Annotated in this window: 29 protein-coding genes and 1 tRNA gene; 17 read left to right on the plus strand and 13 right to left on the minus strand. The window is 26.8% G+C overall.

Annotation, left to right across the window (positions count from 1 at the left end):
• Positions 1-25: 25 nt before the first annotated feature.
• From ACTTBM_RS01740 to ACTTBM_RS01765, 6 genes are all read right to left on the minus strand, one after another.
• Positions 26-463 (minus strand): hypothetical protein, encoded by a 438-nt coding sequence (locus tag ACTTBM_RS01740; protein WP_440634462.1) that lies wholly within the window; start codon positions 461-463, stop codon positions 26-28.
• On the minus strand, positions 460-4131 hold the full coding sequence (locus ACTTBM_RS01745) for a S8 family peptidase (protein WP_440634463.1): 3672 nt from the start codon (positions 4129-4131) through the stop codon (positions 460-462). Before ACTTBM_RS01745 ends, ACTTBM_RS01740 begins: the two co-directional genes overlap by 4 nt.
• A complete protein-coding gene (locus tag ACTTBM_RS01750) occupies positions 4131-4526 on the minus strand; it encodes a hypothetical protein (RefSeq protein WP_440634464.1) in 396 nt (131 codons plus the stop codon). Before ACTTBM_RS01750 ends, ACTTBM_RS01745 begins: the two co-directional genes overlap by 1 nt.
• A gap of 76 nt (positions 4527-4602) precedes the next feature.
• Complete coding sequence (locus ACTTBM_RS01755; protein ID WP_440634465.1) at positions 4603-4944, minus strand: hypothetical protein; 342 nt, start codon at positions 4942-4944, stop codon at positions 4603-4605.
• Positions 4937-5416 carry a hypothetical protein gene (locus tag ACTTBM_RS01760; RefSeq protein ID WP_440634466.1) on the minus strand — a complete coding sequence of 160 codons (480 nt, stop codon included), beginning with the start codon at positions 5414-5416 and terminating at the stop codon, positions 4937-4939. Before ACTTBM_RS01760 ends, ACTTBM_RS01755 begins: the two co-directional genes overlap by 8 nt.
• A gap of 67 nt (positions 5417-5483) precedes the next feature.
• Positions 5484-5774 (minus strand): hypothetical protein, encoded by a 291-nt coding sequence (locus ACTTBM_RS01765; RefSeq protein ID WP_440634467.1) that lies wholly within the window; start codon positions 5772-5774, stop codon positions 5484-5486.
• Positions 5775-5995: 221 nt separating this feature from the next.
• On the opposite strand from ACTTBM_RS01765, the gene ACTTBM_RS01770 reads away from it, so the two are divergent.
• Genes ACTTBM_RS01770 through ACTTBM_RS01810 form a run of 9 tightly spaced genes read left to right on the plus strand, consistent with a single transcriptional unit; the run spans position 5996 to position 12091 of the window.
• Positions 5996-6754 (plus strand): PD-(D/E)XK nuclease family protein, encoded by a 759-nt coding sequence (locus ACTTBM_RS01770; protein WP_440634469.1) that lies wholly within the window; start codon positions 5996-5998, stop codon positions 6752-6754.
• Complete coding sequence (locus tag ACTTBM_RS01775; RefSeq protein ID WP_440634470.1) at positions 6741-7043, plus strand: hypothetical protein; 303 nt, start codon at positions 6741-6743, stop codon at positions 7041-7043. The genes ACTTBM_RS01770 and ACTTBM_RS01775 overlap by 14 nt, the downstream gene beginning before the upstream one ends.
• A gap of 2 nt (positions 7044-7045) precedes the next feature.
• Positions 7046-9604, plus strand: coding sequence for a hypothetical protein (locus ACTTBM_RS01780; protein WP_440634471.1), 2559 nt, complete (start codon positions 7046-7048; stop codon positions 9602-9604).
• A gap of 7 nt (positions 9605-9611) precedes the next feature.
• Positions 9612-9890, plus strand: a complete 279-nt coding sequence (locus ACTTBM_RS01785; protein ID WP_440634472.1) for a hypothetical protein — start codon at positions 9612-9614, stop codon at positions 9888-9890.
• Positions 9891-9913: 23 nt separating this feature from the next.
• The gene (locus tag ACTTBM_RS01790; RefSeq protein WP_440634473.1) at positions 9914-10453 is read left to right on the plus strand and encodes a hypothetical protein; all 540 of its coding nucleotides are present in this window, start codon (positions 9914-9916) and stop codon (positions 10451-10453) included.
• 10 nt (positions 10454-10463) lie between these two features.
• Positions 10464-11297 carry a hypothetical protein gene (locus tag ACTTBM_RS01795; RefSeq protein ID WP_440634474.1) on the plus strand — a complete coding sequence of 278 codons (834 nt, stop codon included), beginning with the start codon at positions 10464-10466 and terminating at the stop codon, positions 11295-11297.
• A gap of 6 nt (positions 11298-11303) precedes the next feature.
• Entirely contained in the window at positions 11304-11564 is a 261-nt protein-coding gene (locus ACTTBM_RS01800; protein ID WP_440634475.1) for a hypothetical protein, read from the plus strand.
• A gap of 2 nt (positions 11565-11566) precedes the next feature.
• The gene (locus ACTTBM_RS01805) at positions 11567-11809 is read left to right on the plus strand and encodes a hypothetical protein (RefSeq protein ID WP_440634476.1); all 243 of its coding nucleotides are present in this window, start codon (positions 11567-11569) and stop codon (positions 11807-11809) included.
• A 3-nt stretch (positions 11810-11812) separates the two neighbouring features.
• Complete coding sequence (locus ACTTBM_RS01810) at positions 11813-12091, plus strand: hypothetical protein (RefSeq protein WP_440634477.1); 279 nt, start codon at positions 11813-11815, stop codon at positions 12089-12091.
• A gap of 2 nt (positions 12092-12093) precedes the next feature.
• Here ACTTBM_RS01810 and ACTTBM_RS01815 read toward each other — a convergent pair whose 3' ends face one another.
• Both ACTTBM_RS01815 and ACTTBM_RS01820 read right to left on the minus strand, forming a co-directional pair.
• Positions 12094-12378 (minus strand): hypothetical protein, encoded by a 285-nt coding sequence (locus ACTTBM_RS01815; RefSeq protein WP_440634478.1) that lies wholly within the window; start codon positions 12376-12378, stop codon positions 12094-12096.
• Between the two features lie 52 nt (positions 12379-12430).
• Positions 12431-12730: a hypothetical protein gene (locus ACTTBM_RS01820; protein WP_440634479.1), complete on the minus strand. Its 300-nt coding sequence runs from the start codon at positions 12728-12730 to the stop codon at positions 12431-12433.
• A gap of 349 nt (positions 12731-13079) precedes the next feature.
• Here ACTTBM_RS01820 and ACTTBM_RS01825 point away from each other — a divergent pair, with 349 nt between their 5' ends.
• The 5 genes from ACTTBM_RS01825 (at position 13080) to ACTTBM_RS01845 (ending at position 16812) form a co-directional block, all read left to right on the plus strand.
• A complete protein-coding gene (locus ACTTBM_RS01825) occupies positions 13080-13331 on the plus strand; it encodes a GIY-YIG nuclease family protein (RefSeq protein ID WP_440634480.1) in 252 nt (83 codons plus the stop codon).
• A complete protein-coding gene (locus tag ACTTBM_RS01830) occupies positions 13331-13489 on the plus strand; it encodes a hypothetical protein (RefSeq protein ID WP_440634481.1) in 159 nt (52 codons plus the stop codon). Before ACTTBM_RS01825 ends, ACTTBM_RS01830 begins: the two co-directional genes overlap by 1 nt.
• Positions 13490-13495: 6 nt before the next feature.
• A complete protein-coding gene (locus tag ACTTBM_RS01835; RefSeq protein ID WP_440634482.1) occupies positions 13496-13951 on the plus strand; it encodes a hypothetical protein in 456 nt (151 codons plus the stop codon).
• Positions 13952-13981: 30 nt separating this feature from the next.
• Positions 13982-14578, plus strand: a complete 597-nt coding sequence (locus ACTTBM_RS01840; protein WP_440634483.1) for an HD domain-containing protein — start codon at positions 13982-13984, stop codon at positions 14576-14578.
• A 371-nt stretch (positions 14579-14949) separates the two neighbouring features.
• On the plus strand, positions 14950-16812 hold the full coding sequence (locus ACTTBM_RS01845; protein WP_440634484.1) for an AAA family ATPase: 1863 nt from the start codon (positions 14950-14952) through the stop codon (positions 16810-16812).
• Between the two features lie 239 nt (positions 16813-17051).
• On the opposite strand, the gene ACTTBM_RS01850 is transcribed toward ACTTBM_RS01845, so the two are convergent.
• Positions 17052-17642: a GIY-YIG nuclease family protein gene (locus tag ACTTBM_RS01850; protein ID WP_440634485.1), complete on the minus strand. Its 591-nt coding sequence runs from the start codon at positions 17640-17642 to the stop codon at positions 17052-17054.
• A gap of 269 nt (positions 17643-17911) precedes the next feature.
• Here ACTTBM_RS01850 and ACTTBM_RS01855 point away from each other — a divergent pair.
• Both ACTTBM_RS01855 and ACTTBM_RS01860 read left to right on the plus strand, forming a co-directional pair.
• Positions 17912-17988: transfer RNA gene (locus tag ACTTBM_RS01855), tRNA-Met, on the plus strand.
• 99 nt (positions 17989-18087) lie between these two features.
• Positions 18088-19539, plus strand: coding sequence for a hypothetical protein (locus ACTTBM_RS01860; RefSeq protein WP_440634486.1), 1452 nt, complete (start codon positions 18088-18090; stop codon positions 19537-19539).
• Here the strand turns inward: ACTTBM_RS01860 and ACTTBM_RS01865 are convergent.
• The 3 genes from ACTTBM_RS01865 to ACTTBM_RS01875 are packed head-to-tail and all read right to left on the minus strand — an operon-like array spanning position 19485 to position 22277.
• Positions 19485-20372, minus strand: coding sequence for a hypothetical protein (locus ACTTBM_RS01865; RefSeq protein ID WP_440634487.1), 888 nt, complete (start codon positions 20370-20372; stop codon positions 19485-19487). The two genes, ACTTBM_RS01860 and ACTTBM_RS01865, sit on opposite strands and share 55 nt — an antisense overlap.
• Positions 20359-21504, minus strand: coding sequence for a radical SAM protein (locus ACTTBM_RS01870; RefSeq protein WP_440634488.1), 1146 nt, complete (start codon positions 21502-21504; stop codon positions 20359-20361). Before ACTTBM_RS01870 ends, ACTTBM_RS01865 begins: the two co-directional genes overlap by 14 nt.
• A 2-nt stretch (positions 21505-21506) precedes the next feature.
• Positions 21507-22277 (minus strand): class I SAM-dependent methyltransferase, encoded by a 771-nt coding sequence (locus tag ACTTBM_RS01875; protein ID WP_440634489.1) that lies wholly within the window; start codon positions 22275-22277, stop codon positions 21507-21509.
• A gap of 30 nt (positions 22278-22307) precedes the next feature.
• Between ACTTBM_RS01875 and ACTTBM_RS01880 the strand changes: the two genes are divergently transcribed.
• Entirely contained in the window at positions 22308-23345 is a 1038-nt protein-coding gene (locus ACTTBM_RS01880) for an NAD-dependent epimerase/dehydratase family protein (RefSeq protein ID WP_440634490.1), read from the plus strand.
• Here the strand turns inward: ACTTBM_RS01880 and ACTTBM_RS01885 are convergent.
• On the minus strand, positions 23342-23869 hold the full coding sequence (locus tag ACTTBM_RS01885) for an adenine phosphoribosyltransferase (RefSeq protein WP_440634491.1): 528 nt from the start codon (positions 23867-23869) through the stop codon (positions 23342-23344). The genes ACTTBM_RS01880 and ACTTBM_RS01885 overlap by 4 nt on opposite strands.
• Positions 23870-23874: the final 5 nt, after the last annotated feature.

The following is a 23874-nucleotide window of genomic DNA, read 5'->3' on the forward strand; positions in this document are numbered from 1 at the left end:
TCCATTATAATGCTAAAAAATATATTTAATTTATTATCCACCGCTTGTTAACTAAACATAAATTATAAGTTTTATGTTTGGATGCTCCATTTAAATTAATAAGAGATTGGATTATTCTACAATAATTTTCATCTCTATAATAACTTGCTATCACCTTTGTTTTGCCTGAAGACATTCTTTCGTTGCTATGCCATGAAAAAAATTCACCATTTTTTCCATAATTTAGGGCCAGATAGGTTGCATCTGTATGCAGATTAATCTCTTTTTTATTAAGGTTAAAATTTACGTATCCATATATGTCGAAGGCTAAAAATAATAATCCAGCTGAAGTTTCGCCTGCAAGTTTACCAATTGTTGGACTAACACTTGATTGAACTTTAACTACTTCTTTGTCAGGATAACCAAGGTTATTTGATGAACAACCGACTAAGAATAAAAAAGCAAAAATAATTAATTTTTTCACTTTTTATCAGAATTTATTGGTTCAAATTTGTCTGTTTTTAAATTGTAAACAAGTCCGTATTTTTCAACTGGATTTTTTTTAACATTAATATTTTTAAGTTTTCCATTCTCATCAAAACATTTAGGATTTTTAAACCACAAAAGTTTACAAGCAAAGTTTACTTTTTTAGTAAAAGATAAGTTAACATTTAATCCATCATTATCCCTTTGTCCTGATATATCTTGCCTATATTCAGCTGTGAAATTAAAACTTGGATCAAATAATTCTTCACCTTTTTTATTATAAAAAAATCCAAAATTCTTTTCTAGAGTATTTGATGATAAGTCACTTGTTAAATTTTTATAATTTATAGAACCATCAAGATTAACACTTTCAGCTAATTCTAAATTCATTTCTCCTGATTGTATATAATTAGGCACAGAAAATGACCAACCATAGGAATTATTTTTATCTTTATTAATTTTATAAGCTAACCGGTATGAGTTTGTATTAAGATCAGAAAAAGATTTAATTAAACTATTAGATTTTGTATTTATTTTTGTTTTACCCAATGAGTAATCAAAACTTACAATGTTATTTCCCAATAGATAATCAAAACCTACATTTCCTGAATTACTAATATTATTTTTACCAACACCTAAAGCTCCATTAGAACTATTTCCAAGCCAGGTATTTTGTTCACTTAAATGAGAAATAGAAGTTTTTATTTTGATATTATCTCTTGGAAAAAAATCTTTTCCAACATTTAAAGAGTAGTCTCCATTTCCATTTTCATTTGTATAAAAACCTAAATTATAATTTTGATCTAAAGAATATTGTCCTCCTTGAGAAAATGATCCATACATTTGATTTAAAGGTAAAAAATAATTATTTTTTTCTGAAATCATTTCAATATCAGAATATTTCCTTTTATCTTGAATGGTAAAAGAACTGCCAATTTCTAAATAGTAATTTCTATCATAGTCATCCAAAACCATAATTTTTAAATTATCTAGATTTGAAGGCAATGCAGTTCCTGTTGAAAAGTAAGTGTTTTGTAGATTTATAGTTGGATGATCCACTCTACCTGTTGTTGGTATACCTAAGGCTCCTTGAGGATTTGTTGCCTCATCTAAATCTAGTAAGCCTTGCCCATGAATATTTATATTATAATTTGGTAAATTTTTGTTTGCCGTATTCATTACTAGTTTAACTAGATTGTCACCTTTCATATATGGCCACATTTGATTTAAAACTCCAAAAGCTCCTGTTACATGCGGAGCCGACATTGATGTTCCACTTAATGAAACATATTCGTTGTTGGTGATACTACTGTAGATGTTTGTACCAGGCGCCAATATATAAAAATCTGATATCCTATGTTTATCATTACAAGTGTTATCTGAAGTATTGATATCTAAACAGACATGACCAGCTTTGTTTCCAGAAACCCCAACACCATTCCAATCTCCAACAATTACCATTTTTCCACCTAAAATAAGTTTGCCATTGTCATCTACTTCAGTGGCCCAAATTCCCGGATCTCCAGCATGCTCAAATCCATAATTACCAGCTGAATTTACTAAAATAATGTCGTTATCAGTTGCAGTTTTGTAATATTTAGAACTTCCAGTATCATTGATGTATTGACCATCAAATCTCATTTTAGAAACAAGCTCTTCAGCTTTAAATGTTCCATCACTTAATTTTGTTGTTGTTTTTCCCTCTCTATCTAAGAATAGTTGAGGAGAGTTAAAACTCATATTGACTGCAACAATATTAAGCTCCTCACCACCTTCAGATTTTGGAGATTTTAATTTTGCAAAATCTTTTAACGCGTTCTGAGCTTGGCCTTTGCTTATTAATCCATTGCTGAATCGATCTACATTTGCTCCAACCAATTTTGCATCATATGCAACACCGTGAACATTATTATTCCTTAAAAGTTGATCACCGTTGTATACACCTGTAATGAGTTTACCCTCATCGTCAAATGCATCCCCATCTTTATTAGCTGCTATTATGCCAGCTACATGAGAACCATGACCTTGTGTAATTTTTAAAGTATCTCTATAGAGATCATAATTTTTGAAATATAGGTATTTATCCCCAAATTCTTTATGATTGATATCTTGATAGGTGTCTATTACGCCAAGCACAGCTCCTTTACCAGTCCAACCTCTTGAATAAGCAGAGGCAGCATTAATGATATCTAATCCTCGATTAGATTTATATTCATAAGTTTTATGATCAACAATATTGGAACTTAAACCAACTGTTTTTTGACCTAAATTGATGTCATTACCAGTATATTCATTAGATACGAGCTGTTCGGAGATAATAGTTCCTTGATTAGTAACTGTAGAAATTTTTTCTGATGTTTGTGAGTCTACTAGAATATTTTCTGATCTATTTTCAGTTTTTAAAATTTTTTCTATCCAATCCCCATAAGTAGTTTCTTTATCTTTCTCAATTATTTCATTAGAACCATCTTTGTAAAAATTTTTCTCTCTTTTTATTTCTACTAATACTTGTCTTTCTCTTTTCTTGATAAAATCAGTGTAATGTCTTGTTTTGAATATTTTTTTTGTAACTGGAATTGTAGTTATGGTGTCTATAAATCGCTTAATTGTAACAATAGCTTTATTATCTTTTAAATTTTTTCTAAAGGTAGTGTCTCTTGAAATTGTTTTAGTTATTCCTGATCCTTCAGTGATTTCTTCTATTAGTTCAAGAGAATCTTTAAATGTAGTCTCTGTATATGTTTCACTTTCTTCAATTGTTTTATCAATTAAAGGCTCCAAACTGACAGTTTTTACTATTGGATTATCACCTTCTTTTTTTTCTATCTCTTCAGTAATAATAGGTTTTAATTCAGATATATCAGAATTGATTTTCTTACATACTGGCTCTTCATCGACTGTATTTCCATTTAAATAATTTATTCTTTTGAAGGAGCATTTAAAATTAGTTGTTTCTTTAAAATTTTTAATTTTAATGCTTTTTGTTCTATTTTCTTGACCACCTCCTTTGTAAATTGGAGACCAACTTGTGTAAGAAATTTCAGGATCACTCGAATATTCTCTAGTTTCTTGTCTATTTTCTTCAATAATTAATGTTTCTTTAATTACTTTATTTGAAACAACTTGTTCAGCATTTAAAAGCTTTTCTGTTTTAATTATTTCATCTGCTTTTTCCTTTTGGGCAACTTTATTATAATCTGCAAGGGTAACACTTTTACCTTTTGAAACTTTTTCTATAATTGGTTCTACATCATTGATTAAATAAAGATAAGCAGCATAGGCTTCTTTATATGATTTAGAGTTATAGATATTATATTTTTCATTATCACTTTGTTGATTTATTAAATCTTCAGTTTGTAACCAAAGTTGCTCAGTTTGATTTAATATACTTAAAAGATCATTTGCTTTCTTAATATCTTCAGAGTTTGGACCTGTAATCACTGCTGATAAAGATGAGTACTCACCGTTAGAAATAATATTTTGAAAATTACTAATTAAGTTTGTGTAATCAGAAATTATTAATTCACTTCCATTTAAATTTGTTAGATCTTGTTCAATAAAATTTGAAATAACATTTACAGCAGATCCACCTCCACCACCACCCCCACAGGCTGATAATGAAAGTGAAAAAATAGATGTAGCTAAAATTTTTTTAAATCTATTCATTAATTAAAAAATTTTTTATCCTCAGGTAGCTCGTAGTAATGAAAGCCCCAATCTAAACTACCAACACGTTTGCAAGCTGTAAGCGTTTTACTTCTTATTCTTTTTTTAATCTGTAATTGAACCTGATAGTCTCGACAGTAGCCTGAACTAATAGGGTGAGTGAAGATTACTCTTATCTTACCCGATGCCTCTCTAGATGTGCTGTACCAACTAACAATTTCAAAATCTTCTGCATTGTTGAGTGCATAGTAAACAGCATCTTTATGTTGTTTTTTTTCTTTTCGATTAAATCCAGTTAGGTTCCAAAATCTAAAATCTAGATACTGCATCTCATTATAACCCCAACGCATGAATTGATATTGAGCTTCAGTGCTTTTGTATTGAGGGGGTAGCATGAAGTCTTTCTTTAAAAGGACTTTATGATGACTAACTTTTTTTGTGGGTACACCACATTGAGTAATGAATATTAAACTAATTAACGCCAGAATAACCCGGAACAATTTCGTAACCCCCATCTAATTTGTGACAAGCTAAAGATCTTCTCTCGACTAGTTTTCCACCTAAAGGAATTTGATAAGTAAAAAAGTTACAACTATCTGCAATGCCAGCTTCTTTTAAAATATTTTTAACACCATCATTGCAAACAACTTTTTCTTCAGTTTCTTCTTTTATTAACTCGCCATTTTCATTAACAGTTTTGATTAATGTTGTTTCAATATTGCAGTATTGATTTTGTTCTTTTGATAAACTTTTCGAACTATTTGAGAAATACAACAGAACAAATAAGACTATGATTATGAGATTTTTAATCATTGTTTAAAACCTCATTAATCTTTGTTTTTAGCTTATTAGCTTTTGGTTTTTGGACCAGTTTCTTGTCAGCTTTTATTTCTTGTAAAACAGCTTCAACGTGATCTTTTGAAACTTTTAACCTCACATAGGCTCTGTAGGATTTATAGTGAGTAAAAAATACATCAACTTTATCAACGATGTAATAACGAACTAAGGTATCTTTAATTACATTTTTAATTTCATCCTGAGCATTAGCGTCAATAGATAGATTTTCATTTAGCCCTTCCTCATTTTTAATAATGAGTGATTTACTATTCATCTTACCGTTTATTCGATCAGCTAACTTTGCTTTTGCTAAAAGAGTAGATTTTTTAATAGCAAGCTCAAGATCGGGTGAGACACTTGAAGCTGTCTCATACATCCAAGACTTATCTTCACGATCAAATTTTATATACCATTTAGGAGTTTTAGTTAATTCTCCCTTCTTGGACATATCATTCTTAACCGTATAAGTACTACATTGATTTAATAGTAAGCTTAGCAGTATTAAAATAGATATTTTACTGAACATCATTTTTCACTTCCTCTCCTAGTGGAAATAAATGAAAGAAACCTTTTAATTTGGTTTTCGTTACTGTGTTTTTGGCAACTTCAATAGTTTCTTGTGATTTGTTATATGCACTTTGCCATTGTTCTTTTTGAAATTTTTTTGTTTTACAAATTTCTTTTTTAACAAAAGTGATAATTTTATTTTCTTTATTTTTTTGTTTGCATTTTTCTTCAGCAGTAACCATATTGTTTATTAAAAAAGAAAAGCAAACAATTAAGATTAAACATATTTTTTTTTTCATTTTTCTCCTTTTTAAAAATTACTATTCCACAGATTCTGAATGCGTCAACCAGGGTAGGGAGTGAAATTTTTAAATTTATTTTTCACTTAGAAATTAAAAATATTTTTTTGAATTTTTTTTAGTGAAAATAATTAAAAATTATTTCACGCTTCATGAGGTTGACAGATTTCAATTCTGTGTAATTCTGTTTACGTATAAACAATTAATAAAGGAAAAACTGAATGTATAATGATTATCAAATCGTCAAAAATGCTTATAATGAAGAGAAGAAAAAACTATTTAATTTGGAAAGAAATTTTAAATTGAAACAAGATTATTTCAACTTTTCACCTAGTGAATTTGCATTTGGATTTGAAGGATGTCAGAAATGTTTTTACGATAGAAAAGTAAATAAGCTTGAATTAAAAACAGCTTTTCCTGCAATATTTTCCAAGATTGATTTAGTTCACAAACATTATTACCACAATAAATCTAGTAAAATTATTTCAGAAGAACTTGAGGATGGTGTTATTTTTACAGATCATAATAAAATGTTAAAATCTGATGTTCTTTACGATTTAAAGGAAAGACCATTTACTATGGGTGGAAAAATTGATGCTTATATCAAACATAAAAATAGCTTTACTATAGTTGATTTTAAAACAACAAATATCAACGAAAAAAAAATTGATACCTATGCAACTCAGCTACAGAGTTATGCTTTGATGATGGAAAATCCAAAATCTGGAAGTTTAAAATTAGAACCAGTTAAAAAACTTGGAATATTTTGTTTTGAACCAAGCAGCATCAAAGATGCTAAAAGTACTGATTGCAACATGGTTTTTAACACCAAATGGTTTGAAATCAAAAGAGATGATCAATCTCTATTAAAATATATCACTAAAATCCAAGATATCCTTTATGCAAATGATGTTCCTCCATCAAGTTCTTCATGTGGAACTTGTAAATATAGAGAGGAGATTTCGAATGCAAATAGATAATAATAAGCGATTAGAAATTAAGGCCATGGAGGTGGTGGCTTTTATATTAGAACAATATGATAAAGAAAAAATAGATAAAGATATTGATTTGTGTGCTGAGTTAGTACTGATTTCAAAAATAGTAATGACAAGATTGAAAAAAAGATACAATTTAGAATTTAAAAAAAATAATTTAATTGATGAAGCAAAAGCTAAAATCATCAAAGATATAGAAAAAGATGAAGCATACGATACTTTGATTCATTTGGTTAAAAACTTTAAGAAAATAAAGGAAGAAAGTTTAAATTAAATATGTGGAAATTTTTAAAATACAGATTCAATAAAGCATTTGAACAAAATTTGTTTAATCTAGTTTTATTTTTAATCGGTATTAGCGTTGTTGGAATTTTATTATTTTCTACACTTTTTTTTGCATTACAAAAAATAGGACTACTTGGAGATGATAACTTTTTTACAGCTACAGTTTGGCAAGCGTTTAATTTATTTTTTGATCAAAATGCCATCTTTGGTTTAGATGTAGATAAAAATAATTTCTTTGATTTTTTCTTTAAATTTAATGTAACAATATTTGGTATTTTAATTTTTTCAGCGTTAATTGGAATAATTACAAATTTTATTTCTAATAAAATCGAGTCTTTAAGAACAGGTAAAACTAAAATTGAGGAAGAAAATCACATTATCTTTTTTAATTTTAGCAGAAGGCTCATTCCTTTAATTTCTGAACTTTGCAATGCTTATATAAAAGAAAAAAAATCCTTTGTAATTGTAAGTAATGAAGAGCCATTAACGGTTTTAGAAAAAATTAACAATGTGATTAAAGTTCCAAAAAATATTACTATTGTTGCACGAAAAGGTTACGCTTGGCAAAAAAGTTTACAAGAGAGAATAAATTTAGAAAAAGCAAAACAATTAATTATTTTAAAACCCGATGTAAGTGAAACTTTTAAAACTGAACTCGACTGTGATGTGGAAGTAGGTAAAAGCTTCGCCTCTTTACTTGGAAGTGATGCTTGGCAAAAAAATCCATGCAAAGTTCTTGCTGAATTTCATGATGAAATGAGGGGTTTTTTATATTTAGATTTTTGTCGAGATTTAATTGTTAAACAAATGAATAATAAAGGTTTCTCTTGGCAGGATCCTGATATCATCAGCTCTGCTAATTTAAAAAATACCTTACTTTCACAGTGTACCAATACTCCAGATTTATCGGAGATCTATGACAATTTATTTGGTTATGAAGGGTCTGAGATTTACTTTGTAAATCCTAATGATCAAAAATATTCAGATATTTTAAAAAAGAATATCGGTAAAACGATTAAAGATTTTAATGCTCTTTGTGACAATATTATTGTCATAGGTTTTTATCTAAACGACCAAAAACATAATATTACTTGGAATAAGATATTTATAAATAGTCCTAAAGATTTTCCACTATCTGATAACTTTGGTCTTATTTGTATTGCTAAAAATGAAGATCAAATTCTACAGGAATTAAACAATATTGAAAATCAAACCAAAGAAGTTGCAGATATAAATGCCAACTTTAAAGAGGATAACAAAGACATCAACATTGCTATGTTTGATTATAGCAAAGAAGAGGATAATATTTACTTAATTGAACTATTAAGATCAATTATTGCAAGTAATTATTACAATAATTTAAAAGGCATAAAAGTTTATAGAGATAAAATTGAAAATAATTTATCTGATAAAAAATTTTTACCAACATCACCTGACTATGAAATAAATAAAGATCAAAAAAATCATTCTTTATTAGGATTAATTTTTCATACAGTTAATATAGGTGAGAAAAATAAATTTGATTTACAAGTTTATGCTATTAACAAAAACTCTAGCCTAAAGTCATCAATTAACGCTGGTGACTATATATTAAATGCAGTTTCAAAATCAGAAATTGATAATTTAAAAAATAAGTCAGAAAGTGAATTAAGGTATAAATTTAAACCTAATCTTCAAAATCAATTTAAGCAATATGTTGCAAAATTAATCGATGACAATGATGAAATTTATTTAATCATCAAAAAGCATAAAACTAAAAAAATAGAATTTATTGAAATTAAAAAAGATCAAATCTTAAAAGATCAAAAACTAGTAAATGATCAATTTAATTTAATTCAAGCTAACAGACAAACAATGATCAATGATTTAAAGAACAATGTTTCTTTTGAAGAAAAAGATTTAAATGAACAAACAAAAGACATGGGCCTTGGAACTGTATCTGAATACGAAAATGATAATTGCTATATTTTCTTTAATGAAACCAATCAACAAATTCAAAAATTTAGAGAAAACCCTACTGAAGATCATGTCATGATCAATAATTTCGTAGGCTTTTCTAATTTAAGACTTAGCGATGGTAAAATGGCTGATCACTCAATGATTACTGAGATTAATGGTTATCGAAGTAAAAAAATCTTAGAAGATTATAAGTCAAAATATTTCAGTCCATATATTGGTAATGATGTAATTGAGATGAACTCTATTATCAGTAAATATATTGCAGCGGGTACCTTTGATATTAAAAATACTAGATTAATTGATCTTTTATTTAGTAGGGCTCATACTATTAAAGCTCATACATTGGTTGATAAAGAACTAACTGCTACTTTCTGTGAATTAGAAAAACACTTTCAAAATAAAAATGAGACTTTAATTGGAATTATTGATTATGATTTTGATGAAAATCAAAAAAGAAAAATTAAAAATATATCTATTAACCCTAAACAAACTGATAAAATAAAACTAGATCAAGGAGATAGATTAATAACTATTGCAAACTTTAATGATTTAGAAATGGTGAACCACAGTAGATATTTGCATATATTATAATAAACTAATGACTAAATATGATCTCAAAAATAAGCTAAGATTACAATTAAGTGAAGATATGAGGAAATTTGCTATAATAAATAATCTAACTGAACATGATGTAATAAAGATTAGAGATAATAAATTAATCCCTGAACCTCATCTTGGTTTCTTAACAGCTTTGTTAAAAGATAAGAATTTAGAATTCTACAAAGAAGATAAATTATTAAAAAAAATCTGTGGTATCACTGAGGATGCATTAAGAATTGCTGCTGAGGATTTAGAAAATGAGAAATTCTATGAATAATTTTAAATAAAAATAATAACTCAATGAGTGAAATATATATTGAAGATTTAAATTTTGCTAAAGAATTTGAAGAACTATCAAAATTATTAGAAACAGTATTTAGAAAATCGTTAAATTATACAAAAGTTAAGAATATTTCTTTAAATGATGTTGGCAAGAATTTTTCCATTTATCCAGAAATTAAAATTACTTTTGAAAGTCATAATGGCTGGGAAGGTGGCAATCCTAAGGAAGGAAAAAAACTTGAGCACTATGATGAAAAATGTGGAACTTTTATGATATTTATTCCAATGGATTTTAGAATTGGTGATAATTTTAAACAACATTTATATCCAGAAAATTTTGCTATTAATACGTGGAGAGAAAAAAGTGAGAGACTTTATGATATAAGCTATGAATTAAATAAAGATGATAACGATTATCTAATTGAAAATATAACTCCCATTGGTGTTACTGTTTATTTAGGAAATTTGGCACTTAAACAAGGATTAATAAATTATGATGAAGAATTAAATATTATTAAACAAGATACAAACAAATTGAAGCAATTGCTTTCTAAGTAAAAAATTTAAAATGAGTCCAAATATTATAAAATCTCACATTTATGCAAAAGATATTTTTAAAGCAGAAAAAATCCATAATTCAAAACTCAAATATCTTAATCTAAAAATAAGAAAAAAAAAAAATAAATCAATATTTCAAGGATCGAGCGACATTCCTAGAACAAGCCTTGAAAGTTGGGGTGTATATTTTATGTTTTTTAAAACATCTCTCATATATGTAGGAAGTTATTGTGGAAAAAAAACTGTTTTGGAAAGATGGGAAAAACATTTAAAAACTGACACAACAAGATTTCAACGTATAAATTTTGAGGTAATAAATGGTAAAGCTCCATTTATAGATCAAGACAGATTAGAAAAATTAGAATTTTTTAAAAATAAAATTATTATAAATTATGGCAAGAAAGATTTAAAAAAATCAAACATATATAAAGATATAATTGAAGATATTTTGAGCATTAATTCAAGCTTCTCAAAAAAGTATTTACAAATTATTGCAAACGACGGAAATAATCATTCTCCTAACAGATTCAGGGTTGCTAATTATTTTTGGGATGATCATTTAAAAAATAGAGGAGAAGATAATATATTTAATGATTTCGAGTTCTTTTACTTTAAATTTGAGAATTTCAAAAATTTTGTTTCAAAAAATTCTTCACATGAAGAAAATAAAAAAAAATTCCAAAAATTTTTTGAAAAACCTTTTATAAAAAAATTTAGCCCACCCGCCAATGCTACTGAAGATAAAAAAAATAAGGAATTTAAGATTATTCAAAATATTTCAATAATAAATGAGATTGAAGACGAATTAAGAAAGAGCTATGATGGACAGAGTTTTTTTGGATAATAATTAATGACAGATATATATAAAAAAATAACTGACCTTAACTCCAGGTATGGTAATGAATCTTCTGAATTTGAGGAGGATTTAGTAGAGCATCTTAAGAAAAAATTTCCTAATCAATACAAATTATCATTAGAAGATCTTAAAAATGATGGGTCTGATGATCCTGAAATGGAAATGACACCAAGTAGATTTGCTGATCACATTGGAGATAAAGGTGAAGAGTTCTTAAAAGAATACGAAGCTGTTTTAAAAAAACTAAATGAATAAAAATGGCTTTTGAATATAAAAAACTCGGTAAACTTCAAGATCACTTAGAAGCAGAGGCAACTGACTGGATAGAAAGTTATATCAAGGACCTACATGGAGTTAATGACTCGGTAGAGCTTACAAAAGAACAAATAAGCGAAATTGATAAAGCAGCTGAGGATGAGAAATTAGATAACTATGTAGGTTTAGCTCTGAGAAATATAGTTCAAGCTTGGTATGACCACAACGAACCTGATACACTTTAAATCGTGAATAAATTTGATCAATTATACAAGAAATATGAAGATCTAGTTTCCGAGGGTACTTTTGATGGCGATGCTAGAGACAAAGTAGATACAATTCTTCAAATGATTTATGATACTGATGATTTGCCATCAGGCATTTATCAAAGCTTAAAAACTGATGAAGAAAAAGATATTTTTCTTAAAGACTTTGCTAATGCTTGTGATGAAATGATGAAAAATCCTGTATGTGATACAGATGATGATTACAAAGCTATTTCAGAGCAAGTTAAAATGTTTAGATAAAATTAATCATCTAAATTATCAAACCAATCATTAACAATGGCCAAGGCTTTTTCTTGTTCAGCTTCTGGAAGTTGTTCGATGTAACCTACTACTTGACCAGGTGAAGGTATTGCTTCCATTGAGTCATCAAGGACTTCAATTTCACTTAATGCTTTTTTATAACATTCTTCAAAATCTTCTTTTAGCAATTTTGCAAGTTCCTCTTCAAGAGCTGTTGCGTTGCCTGGACTATTATTATTATAAATTTTGTCCATTATTTCACTTACTCTTTTATATAAATTTTCCATATTTAAATCATATATAAATAACAATATTATTACTAGACTGTTATAATTAAACTTAATTTTTTGGTTTTATTTTTTGACTATAGAATCTTGGTAATAAAGTGGATAAAGCAGCACCACTCCATATAGAACCAGGAATATCATGATATAATTGAAAGAGTTCAGATTTATTAATATTTTTATATTCAGGGGTAGCTGCTATTTCATCTGTGAGAGTGTCAAAAAAATCATATAATTTTTTATCCACTATTTGATTAAATTTATTTAAAAAATTATTTTGTTTTTCCGTTAAATCAACATCAATAAAATACTCACCACTACTACTAGGCACTTGAACTTTTATTTTTTTATCCATTATTAACTCCTTTTTAATGAATATAATCCTATAGATTTTAAATCTGTCAACCAGGGTAGGAGTGAAAACCATCAATCATTATTTCACTGTATCCTAGGTTGACGGATTAAGGTTCTGTTTTATGATTGAATTATGAAAACATATAAGCCTTTTAAAATAAAAATAAGAAAAAAACCTACGTATAAACCAATACGATTTAAAAAACCCAAACCTTATAAAAGAGGCAGGTTATTAAAAAGTGGGATTATACAACATATGAAAGTGTCAATTACTGGTAGAAGGTATTGGACCCCAATAATAACTAAAATTGATAGACCTGATTAACTAGTAATAATTCAAACCTGATCTTATGAAAATTAAAGGTAATTATATTTTTAAAAATAAGGAAAATTTAACCTTGTATGTAGGTACATCAAATGATTGTATAGGAAGAATTAATGATCATTTTTTTAAAGACAAAAACAATTTTAACAAAAATATGATTAAAGATACTAAATATATCAATATTGTAATTTCTAATATAAAAAATGAAAACTCTACTTTAGAGCAAAGTTTATTTAAAAGATTAAAACCCATATTTAATTATAGGAAGAATAAATAATGGAAATGAAAGATTATGAATTTTATGTGACCTTAAAAGATGGCAAGGCTTTTAAGGTTGTCCAAAAAGGAAGAACAATGTCTGAAGCTAAGCAAGCTTTGGAAGGTCAATATTCGGATGCAAAAACAATTATTTTAACTAAAATGCCTACTTATTAAGATTTTATGACTAAACTTAGAAAACCATTATCAATTGAAAGTATACTATCAGGGGTAATTAAAAATCTAAATGAGGATAATGTTAAGGAGCTAACTGGAAAATCGCTATCTCATTTTAGAAAATGTAGTGATCCAGATGATAAAGATCATAATTTACATTTTATAGATGCAATTAAATTAGATCTGATTTTACAAAAAAATCAAAAAGGAACTCCATTTTTAGATAATTTTGAAACATTATTAAATGAAGAGTTAAAAGATATTAATAGCTCTGACAATATTTCCAATACTTTAATTAACATTGGAGGAAGAATAGGGGATTTAATGGATGTAACGAACGAGTCTTTAGATCCTAAAAGTCATAGTGGTGAAAAAATAAGTGATATTGAAAAAGATAAAATACATAAGGCCATTAAAGAAGTAGAAGAGAAGATGGCAAGATTAAAATTGTCAGTTAAGTAAAAAATTATCTTAAAATTCTATAAAAATTAAATGATAAATAAAAATAGATATCGAGAAGCATTAATATTTACTTTCAAACTTCATTCAAAACAATTTAGAAAAGATACTAAAATTCCTTATTTTTTCCACTTATCATCCGTAAGTAATCTTGTTATTGAAAATGGAGGAAGCACAGATGAGGCAATAGCTGGGCTTTTACATGATGCTGTTGAAGATCAAGGGGGTGAAAAAACTTTTAAATTAATTAAAAGGAAATTTGGCAATAAAGTTGCAAAAATAGTAGAAGATTGCACTGATACAAAAGTGACTCCTAAACCTCCATGGCTGGAGAGAAAAAAACAATATATTTTAGATTTAAGTAAAAAATCTCAATCATCATTACTAGTATCAATTTGTGATAAAACTCATAACGCATCTTGTATTGTCAATGACTACGATCGGATAGGAAAGAAGCTGTGGAAAAGATTCAATGCCAAACCAACAAAAATTTACTGGTATTATGAAAGCCTACTAAAATGCTACAATAAAAATCTTAGAGGAAATAAAGTTCTCAAACAAAATTTTAAAAAATTAGTTTTATTAATCAAAAAAATTGCAAAAGATAAAACTACTAAAAGAAAGCATTAATTAATAAGAGTCTATAGATATATATTAAACAGCAACTTACTAAATCCCAATGTAACCTATTATATTTTATCAGAACTCAGCCCATCCCAACAAGTTATGTAAATTAATCAAAATCTTAATTTTTTTTAATAAATAGCTATTGATATTTTATAAAAATAAATGTAATCACGATTCAGTTTACTTTTATGTAAATAATATTTAACTTTTTGCTAGTGTTTTAAGTTAGATGTACGGCGTCAAAACTAGCCCGTTCGCATAATAGGTAATTGCTAGGCCCAAGAAACAATAATCACGAATCACGAACCAATAATCATTTTTCCGCTCTGTCATTAGACCGAGTTAACACTAATTTTAAATAAAGGTTACTAGAAATGAATATTGAAGAATATATATCAAATGGTTTTGACATCATTCCTTGTCATGAAAATTCAAAACAACCAAAGGGTTTAAATTGGCAAAATCAAATCACCGATAAAAATAATTTTTCCAAGAACGATAATATTGGACTACATCTTTTAAAATTTATAGATATTGATGTTGATAATCCCATTTGTCATAAATTTTTAGATCAAATTAAATTAAAAAGTAATTTGATTTATGGAAGAAAATCTAATCCTAACTCACATATTTTATTTAAAGGAAAATCAAAATTTAAAAAATGGTCATTTCCTAAAGAGTTTGAAAATTATTTTAGTAAGTTTAATAAAAAAGCAACTATCCTTGAATTGAGGTATGGAAAGGGAAAGCAATCAATTATTCCAAAGTCATTTATTAATAGTGAATTAGTTGAATGGAGTAAGTATGACACTCCAACAGAGTACGATGGAAATTTGGAAAAAGATTTAGATATGGTTGTTTTTTCAACTATATTATCTGTTATTTATCCACCTGAGGGAAATAGAGATCAATTTTGTTATGCTATTGCTTGTGTGTTAGCTAAATGGGGTGAATGGAGTGCCAATAAAATAAATCAATTTATTGAGAAACTTTCAGAAACTAACGATGATGACACTTTCGAGAGAAGTAATAAAGGCTCTCATGCTCATGATCAAATAGCAAAAAATCAAAAAATAATGGGGTGTAAAACACTTTCTGAAATTACAAATGTTTCAGTTGCTGCAATTAAGGAAGTTTTTAAAATAATTGATGTCTATGGCAAAGATGAAGACAACCAAGTCCAAGATCTTAAGATGTATGATCTTATGGAATACTTTAACTTAGATATTCCAAAACCATCATTTATTATTGAAAGATTAATTAAAGAAAACTCAATTAATTTTATTTCAGGGCCTAAGGGTAATGGTAAAACAGAATTCACTTTAGGTCTTACTCATGCTATTGCATCAGGAGGCAAGTTTTTGAGGTACACGGCTCACGAACCAAGACCAATTATCTATGTAGATGGAGAGATGGATCCATTTGATATAAAGGAAAGGTCTATTTCTTATACTCAAAATAAATTCCCAGATCCTTATTATTTTAATATTATTAATTACTCCCATCAAAAGGATCAAAAATTACCAGATATTAAATTTGAAGAGGGTCAAAATTTAATTCTTAAATCTATTAAGGAAATAGAAAATAAAACAACTAAAAAACCTGTTCTTGTTCTGGATAATTTAAGATCTCTCTCAAATTATAAAGAAAATGATAGTGATGAATGGAGGCCTATCGGGCTTTGGTTGTTGCAATTAAGGGCTCTTGAAATTGTGACAATTGTAATTGATCACCACGGTAAAAATTCTGATGGGGGGCCTAGAGGATCTTCTTCTAAAACAGATTGGGCGAATGTTTCATTATTTGTAAATTCAGTGCAGAAGGGAAGAACAAAAGATAAAATCAGATTAAGATTAAAATTTGATAAAGCGCGAGGGCTTAGACCAGATGAAACTGAAGATTTTGAATGTGAATATGATTTTAATGGGAACTGGGAAATTGCTCAGATACCTCAAAATATAGAAATTGGAAATATTTGTAAGCAAATATTTGAAATTAAGGATGTTGCAAGACTAGATAAGGAAAAGAAAATTAAAGAACTAGAATGTCAGCTGAGGATGAAAGAAATAAATCTATCAAAATATGAACTAGAAAAAAAAGTTATTGAAAAAAAATCTATTATTACTCAGAAAGCTATAGCTGATAAAATTGGTATTTCAGCAGGTAAGATAAACAAGATAATCAATGATGATTATCCTGCATGGTTAAAAAATAATCATCCAGGGGTTTATGAATGAATGAACAATAATAATATTCATTCATTCATTCATTTTATGCAGGGTGTTTTAAATGAATATTTTTCAGACGTCTTTACTTGAGCCCATAAAGCAAGTTATTGATCTCATTTGACCTTATTATTTCAAATAAATAATAAATAACTTAAATTTTAATCGGTCAAGGATCCGTGATCCGAGAGCCGTGGTACATGTTCCATGGCCCACGAACCAGGGTAAATAGGATTGTTAAGAGGAGATTTTTATTGGTTATTTAATTCATAGAGCGTTTTCCCTTTATACATCCAAAATTGGGGACCTGCGATTTTATTCCAATTATATCCCATCTCCTGCACAATCTCTAAAGCAGACTGAGAAAGAGACATAGGTTTTCCTCTAAATTCAACTAAATCATTTTCTAAAACCTTAGCTTTTATAGTTTTATCTTTTTTAAATTCTAATTCTTCACCTACTTCAATTCCTATTTGTGCAAAATTAAATCTATTTCTATTTCTCTCTTTGTCTAAAGCTGTCTTATCGCTTGATGTTTCAACTACATCCTCTCTAGGTGTCACGTCTTCACCTTCAGCAATATCCAAAGCGGCCTTAGCTTGTTCGGGTGACATTCTAAAAAATTCTCTATTATCTCTTATCCTAAATTCATCAAAAGCTTCATGCATTTTCTTTTCAACAAATTCTGCTTTTTCTATACGTTTTGCATAATAGCATTCAAATGGAATTGGCGTTGCTGTCTTATCTAATTCCTTCATTCTTTGTTCAACTGAGTTATCAGTAAAACCAATCTTGATAATTCCTGGCATTGCTTGATTGGTGAGTATGTAAACAGTTTTCATTAACTAAACTTAACAAATCCTAAGCCTTGAGTCTAACTTATCAATTTTGTTAAAGGTTAATATATAAGTAACATTAGATTTTAATTAATAATTTAATTTAATTAATTATTATTCTAATTTAGAATTAGATTTGGGACCCTTATTTTGGTCCATACATGGTCACATAATAATAGTTTTAAATAAAATAATCGCTTTTAATTTTATTTATTTATACTATGTTGCAAACAAAAAACGTTGTGATTGTTGGACAATGATCACGATTAAATAATGGCGGGGTAGCTCAGTTGGTTAGAGCGCGGGACTCATAAGCCCGAGGTCAGTGGTTCGATCCCACTTCCCGCTACCATTAAAATCATTTACCTTTTAAATTAAAAAATAGTAAGAAGGTCTCATGTACCAAAAAACTTTTAACTTTGTTTTTATTATTTTTTCAATAATATTGCTTTTGCCAATACTACAAAGTTTCTTTTATCCAATAGAATTAGAAGTTAGAGAGTCGACACTATGGCTACATATTTTAACCATCGTAGATGGAATAAATATTTATGACCCTTCTAAAGTGTCATACGCCAATCAAGCACATGGCCCAATTGATCCAATATTTAAATATATATTGTTTAAAATATTTCCATTTTTTGAACCATGGCAAATTTCAAGATTAAATAATATATTGTTATATTTTTCGATTTTTTTAGTTAATTTTTTAATTTTAAAAAAATCACAAAATTTTACATTCATTATTTTCGTTTCATTAATTATTTATGCTTTAATATTTTTGTTCACCAAAACTTTCCAAGGCCGTGCAGATATAACGGCGATGTTACTTCTATCTGTTCTTTGCTATTTTTGTTCAGATAAATATGTATATAAAAATTATATAAATTTATTACTTGTTGCATTTTTAGTATCTGTGATTGTTATGACAAACTGGAGATTTTTTCCATATTGTTTAGCAATTAGTTTGTTTCCAAAAATTTTTGAAAAGAGTTTTATCAAAACAATTAATTTAGATAAAATTTATTTTTATATAGTTTTTTTAATTTTAATCACAATTCCTTTTTTAATTATTTTGTACATTTTTTTTAAATTAGATTTAAATAAATATTATAATTATTTTATCAATTTTTTTTATTTTGAAGATCATTTTACTTCAAAGCATTTTGTAGATGCGTTTAAAAATATTATCAGAATTGAAAAAATATATTTCCTTTTGATTTTGCAATTTTTAGTGGTTTACAAAATTTTTAAAAATTTTATTTTTTCATTTTTTGAAAAATTTTTAATTATATCAATTTCGACGCTTGTTACTTTCACTTGTATCTTAAGTTATTTGTACAATTATACTGGTGGAGGAATTTATTACCTTACTCCAATAATATTTTTTATTTGGTACTTAATTTTATTTTTTTACAAAAATCAGCAATTTAAATTTAATATTCGAACATTTGATTTTTATTTAATATTATTTGTTTCAATTCTTATTGTAATTGTTTCTCTTAAAAACTCAGTGAAGTCGTCAATTCAACTTTACAAGACTTACCCAATAGCTGTTAATTTGCATAATTATTTAGAATTATTATCCAAAAAAAATTCTAGTGTTTTGTCTGAAAGTTTGCACTTCCATAAAGATAAGTATTTTAACGAAAAAATTGATATAGGTGACTTAATTTCTTACAGATCAAGCCAAGTTGGTGGAGAGTACGAAAAAACTTATAAATTACATTTAGATGATATTTTAAATGGCAAATATGATTACATAGTTCATAATTATACAGGATCAAAAATAATAGATAATTTAGTTCTTAATAAAAAATACAAAATTATTAAAACTTTTTCGGATAATTACTCTAACATTGGTGAAGTATTAATTTTAAGGAAAAATATTTTATCTAAATAATTAAACAAAATGTGGATAAAAAGACAAATACAAATCCATAAGTATGACTCAAATAATTCACCGTTATAAAGAAATCCATAACTAAAAGAAGGTATGCAGTAAAGCCAATTAAAATTTGAGTTATATTTTGTAAAGTTTACTAATATGCAGCTAAAAGTTAGTATATTTATAAACAAAAAATTATAGTCCAATTCCATTTGAGCAAAATTAACAAAATCAAAATTAATTAAGATTAGAAATATGACTAAAACTATTTTAGTTTTTTTGAAAAAAAATATTGGCTCAAATAAATTGAAAAATAACAAAAATAAACAGTAAAAAAAGATAAATTCATTAAAGCTTAAATAATTTAAAATGAATAGAGCTACATAGAATATTATATTTCTTTTATCAAAAACTTCAAAAGCAAAAGAAATTATTATTAATATCGGAATATATTTATTAGAGATATTTGTTTCACTTAAAGTTATTGTGAGAGAAACTAAAATTATAAATATATGACATATATATTTTCCTAAAAAATTAAGAGAATTTTTTTTTAATTTTTTACTTTTTAAAATTTCATCCACAACATATTCTGCACTTTCATTATTGGTTTTCAGTGAATTACTAATAATTTTTGTATTGTTCGTGATGTCATTTCTTTGGTAAAAACTAAATTTAGATTTCCCAACTTCAAGTTTTTTAAGATTAGAATCTTCATTCCAAGTTATTATATAATTTTCATTACTTTCGCTTACCTGAATTGTATTGGATAGTTTTTTGGATAAGTTTTTATCTCTCTTGTTTAATGTGTCTAAAAGTAAATATTGTAAAGATTTAATCTTGCTCATTTAGTATATCCGATGCAATTACCTGTAATTCTTCTGAAGTATATTTTTTAATTCTTGGTGGCTTGAAATTAAAATATTTTATTCTTTCAATAAAAGCTTTTATATATCTTGCAGTTATGGTTATTTCTGGGTAACTACCATACATGCAACCATTACAACCTTTAGTTATCGGATAAACTATCTCTTGTATCTTTCCTGAAAAATACATCTCTGGAAAATCTTGATCGTAGATAAAAACATCTTTTGTAGCCTCAAAATCACAGCAAGTTTTTAATGTACCGCTAGGTGATATTGCAAAGTATAAATTTGGAGAATCGCAAACGTCATTATTTCTTCTTCGCCAATTGATTGGTTTTTTTAGCAAGAATTTTTCTACATCGTCTAAATATTCGTCTGAGTCATACAAATTATAATTTTTTTTTATTTCTTTTAAATCCGAAATTAATTTTTTTATTTTTGGAGTATCATCTTTATTGAATGTTACATTATTATCATAATCTAAAGTCCTGTAGCCCATAGGATTTTCGGGTGTTGATATGTGTACGGGTACAAGTGAAACACCCCAACCAATTTTTGTTGCAAATTTAATTACTTTTATTATTTGATTTAAATTTTTTGGCATTATCACTGAATTAAAAAAAGCAGTAGAGTTCTCAGGAAATATATTACTTACATTTGAAATAGTTTTGATTGCTCTTGTCCAAGATTTATTAAACCCACCATTTATCTCATCTTGTAAACTTGGTTCAAGACTATCTAAAGATATACTTATGTCTTTACCACCTACATTTACACATTCAGACAATTGTTCTCTTGTAGCTATTCCATTTGTTTGCATTCGTACGTGAATATTTCTTTTTGTAAAAGCTTGAACTATGAGATGAATATCTTTTCTAACAAAAGGCTCACCCCCTATTAACAAAACAATATTAACTCCAATTTTTTTTAAATTTTCTGCAACACTATTTATTTGATCAATATTCATCTCCTGGTGCTTAGCATCTGAATAAATTATATTACATTGTTCACATGCAAGATTGCATCTTGCAGTTATATAAAATTGAACATAAAGAGGAGATTTTTTAAAAACAAAACTTTTAGCAAAATTATAATGTTGCGATAAATTAAACAATGTCATTTTTTAAAAATAACCATTAAAGATGTGCCAATTAAAGAATTGTTAAAAAGTTTTATTTCTACCGACATTATTAACTTAAATAAGAAATTAAAAAATTTATTTGTTTTCCAACCTTTTTCAATAATTTTTTTAAAATCTTTTTTTTTATAAAAAGATAACATTATTTTTCTGATTAATAAAACTGGAAGCATCAATATTCCCCAAGAGTTAACTGTTTTAAAATTTACCTTAATTTTTTTTTTAATTATTTCAAAATCAGATGAATCATACCGTCTCAAATGACCAACGGCATAGTCATAATTACTAAATAAAATTGAAACACTTGGTACATTAATTATTAATAAGCCATCTTTTTTGAGATGATAAAAAGTATTTTTTAAAAAATTAATATCGTTTTTTACATGTTCCAAAACGTCAAATAAAAAAATAATATCATAGTAGTTTTTAAGTTTTTTGAGTTTATTGTTTATGTTGTAACAAATTAATTTACCTTTAACTCTTCTGTTCAAAAGTAAAGTTTCCTCATTAAGATCTACTCTATCAATCTTAATATTAAATTTATTTTCTAATTGATTACTCAATATTCCATTTCCACACCCTAGATCCATTATTTTTAATTTTTTATTAATTGAAATATTGTTAATTTCTAATTGTTTTAATAAAAATTTGAATCTCCATTGCATCCAAAAATGATTGTTGCCAGCTGATTCAAGCCACATATTATCCATTTTTGTATTTTTAGATTTAGACTTTTTTAAAATTTTCATTTTTATATTTTCATATATAAACTTTTTAAAATGAACAAAAAGATTTTAATTACTGGAAGCTGTGGTTTTTTAGGAGAAGAATTAGTTAATTTTTTCTCTAAAAATAATTTGATTTATGCCCTTGATAAAGAAACTCCTATCTCATTTAAAGGAAATATTAACAATATAACTAGTTTTGTATGCGATATAAGAAATAGGGATCAACTAAGTAAAATTTTCAATGAAAATACAATAGATATAATAATTCACTGTGCAGCTGAAATTTTAGACGAAAAAGATAAAAATGAAGTGTGGAAAACAAATTACCATGGTACTAAAAACCTTTTAGATTTAGCAGAAAAATATAAAGTTTCTAAGTTTGTATTTACTTCTACTTTTTCTATTTTTGAAAAAAATTATGACTCTCCAATAGATGAAAAAGAACCATCTAGCGCAATTGTTGATTATGGTAAATCAAAATATGCAGCTGAAAATCTAATTTTAAGCCATACATATCAAGGTGATGTAGTAATATTTAGATGCCCAGTAGTTATTGGGAAAAAAAGATTAGACAAATTAGCTTTGCTGTTTGAAATGGTCAGACAAGGGACAAATATTTGGTTAATAGGTAATGGTTTAAACAAGATACACTTCATTTACTCTGTTGATTTAATTAATGCCATAGAATTATCCCTTAATCTTAAGGGAAAAAATTTATTTAATGTTGGATCTGATAATGTGAAATCAATAAAAGAAGTTTTTACTAAACTTTTGGAACACGCTAATTCAAAAAAGAAAATTAAAAATTTCCCAAAATTAATTGGTTTAATACTATTAAAAATTTTAAATATTTTAAATATAGTAAGTCTAGGACCTTACCATCAAAGAATGCTTGTCTCAAACTGTGTATTAAATACAGAAAGGATAAAAAATAAAATAAAATGGAAACCTCTTTATAGCAATGAGAAAATGCTAATAGAGTGCTATGATTTTTACTTATTAACTTTAAATAAAAAAAAAGAAAATTCTTCGAGTAAAAAAATGCCTAATTTAACAATAATTAAAATATTAAAATTTTTTAAACTTTAGTGTCCAGGGAAATCAATCAAATTTTCAACTTTATAATTTTTATTAACCAAATTATCAGATCCACCTAAATCGAATAAATTAATAACAAAAACAAATGCAGCTACTTTTGCTTCACACATTTCAACTAATTTAGCAGCAGCTTCTGCAGTACCTCCTGTTGCAATTAGATCATCAATTATTAGAACAGAATCGTCTTTTAAAATAGAGTCTTTGTGAACTTCAATAGTTGCAGTTCCATACTCTAATTCAAAGTCTACAGAATGTACTTCAGCTGGTAATTTATTTTTTTTTCTTAACATTATAAAAGGTTTTTTAAGTATATAAGAAACTGCAGAGGCAAATACAAAACCCCTAGATTCTATTGCAGCAATTTTGTCAATTTTGTATTTTTTAGATCTTTCAATAATTTGATTAATTGTTTCAGCAAAAGCTGCTTCGTTTTTAATTAGTGTAGTTATATCTCTAAATAGAATACCTTTTTTAGGATAATCGGGAATTGATCTAATATGATCTTTTAAATTCATAATAC

It is taken from the genome of Candidatus Pelagibacter sp. HIMB1746 (assembly GCF_052047555.1).
GTDB lineage: Bacteria > Pseudomonadota > Alphaproteobacteria > Pelagibacterales > Pelagibacteraceae > Pelagibacter.